Raw genomic sequence first — 419 nt, 5'->3', positions numbered from 1 at the left:
GTATTCATTTTTGCACATATTATGTGCCACTGAATAAAACCAGGTGTGAAAAGCAAAATTTGGATTGTAACTTTTAGGTTTTTCAACGATTTTCATAAACAGTTCCTGCACAAAATCGTTGGCCAGATCGGCCGAATTTCCAAGCATACGGTAGAAATAATAATACATACGGTCCTTGAACCGGTGGTATAATTCGCTGAAAGCGGCCTGGTCACCCAGAACAATTCGCCCCATCAACTCACTATCTGTCAGCGTTTTATTTTTTCTTTGAAAAATCAATTCGATGGTTTTTTTAAAATGAGCCAGATTAAACTTATGTACGAACCCACCACGATGAGGGGTGCAAGGGTGATCCGACGGAAACTGAAAATTTCTTCATTGAAAACATTCGGGTCGGATGAACCTCCGCCACTCATCAG

Annotated in this window: 2 protein-coding genes; both read right to left on the bottom strand. The window is 40.3% G+C overall.

Annotated features, from left to right (window positions below):
• Positions 1-234, bottom strand: a 234-nt coding sequence (locus tag I6F37_RS41720; RefSeq protein ID WP_225154629.1) for an RNA polymerase sigma factor, incomplete at its 3' end; no start/stop codon positions are given.
• 41 nt (positions 235-275) lie between these two features.
• Complete coding sequence (locus I6F37_RS46715; protein WP_225154628.1) at positions 276-416, bottom strand: DUF3098 domain-containing protein; 141 nt, start codon at positions 414-416, stop codon at positions 276-278.
• Between the last annotated feature and the right edge of the window lie 3 nt (positions 417-419).

Origin of the sequence: Bradyrhizobium sp. NBAIM08 (assembly GCF_020193935.1) — a bacterium.
Taxonomy (GTDB): domain Bacteria; phylum Pseudomonadota; class Alphaproteobacteria; order Rhizobiales; family Xanthobacteraceae; genus Bradyrhizobium; species Bradyrhizobium yuanmingense.
This window is presented reverse-complemented; position numbering and strand designations above follow the sequence as displayed.

Bases quoted from the DNA above. Each gene is read 5' to 3' on its own strand.
- I6F37_RS46715 (WP_225154628.1), bottom strand. From the start codon at position 416: ATGAGTGGCGGAGGTTCATCCGACCCGAATGTTTTCAATGAAGAAATT.